The sequence below is a fragment of the Paenibacillus sp. 01T422 genome, assembly GCF_056398785.1.
Genome location: NZ_JBFTQB010001309.1, coordinates 1 through 1232, shown reverse-complemented (window position 1 = coordinate 1232; position 1232 = coordinate 1). Strand labels below are relative to the sequence as shown.

1 pseudogene is annotated in these 1232 nt (G+C 44.6%); it reads right to left on the bottom strand.

From position 1 onward, the window contains the following. A pseudogene (locus AC1DUA_RS38290) lies at positions 1-768 on the bottom strand (hypothetical protein); the annotation flags it as partial. Positions 769-1232 lie beyond the last annotated feature (464 nt).

Below are 1232 nucleotides of genomic sequence, written 5' to 3'. Positions count from 1 at the left end.
GCGTAATGTATCTTTCTTCATAAATCTCATTTTTGCAATGATTCTGGTGTTTAGTTTTCTCATTGTCGTCAGATTGTTTTTGAGAATTTTGCCACGGGTATTCGTAGCGTTCTGCAGCACGATTTTACTTTGTCTGGCGGTGCTGCACTGAGACGATACGATTTGTGGATTCTGGTTCGGAATCGTTGGAAACATGAGATTTTGTGGGTTGTTGCTGTGGTCGCTGCCAGGATTCGATGGATCATTAATCGTAAAGCTGTTCTGGTTGCTATTCAAAAACCGGCCGAATAAACAGTGACCCGCTTCATGTGCAAGCCCATACGAATTTAGCGCTCCATCGCTCATGACGATATGTCCATACAGACCATAATCGGTTGTGCTGTTGAAAAATTTGAAGCGCGGTCCACCCATGCCAATGACGTTGCCGGAACTGGTGAGGAATTCCCCACTTACATAGATGACATAGAGCGCAGTAGCATTGTTCGTTTGCCTTTTGGCCATATCGAATAAGGCGATAAGTCTAGGATCATCTAAACTAGTTACAGATCTGCTGTTGATAGTAGTAGGTGTGTTAAAACGAGCTGCCGCAGTAAACGTCATACCGCACCTTACACCAGGGGAGAAACCGCTTCCCCATGCCAGGTTTGAGCTCGAAATGTCATTTCCTTGCCGGGCTTGCCGCTCTTGGGAAGTACCGCCAGAGGCTGAACCAGCTGTGAAGATTGAAACTACAGGAACCGTAAAGGACATCACTACCACCACTCTCAAAAGAATTATGAATCTCCTATTATGAAATGAGAAATAGATTCATTTGGTATGGACGAATGCTGCGGGACAAGATCATTAATTATATTGGAGAAAATGAGCCATGCCTGAAGGCCTTTGCTAGGGACTTCGTACACCCCAAATAGAAGAATAAGAGGTTTCACAGGAACCGGATTGAACCAGTAATCATAAAAAAAGCCCACCCCCATCGGATATCGATGAGAGCAGGCTTTTCGAATTAGAACACTATTTCATTTGCTGCAATAGATTCACGCGGTAAGCTTCGCTTTCCAAGCCTTGAATCTCTTTGTACTCTTCCTCCGTCAGCCTTCCAGGTGTGCCGACCGATTTGGCGATGAGGTAAATTTTCGCACTTTTTTCAACTCATGAAAAAGCCTTAGAAAATCCCAATATAATCGACCGCCAACATATTCAATGGGTTCGCACTCACAAGGTGCCACAACAAC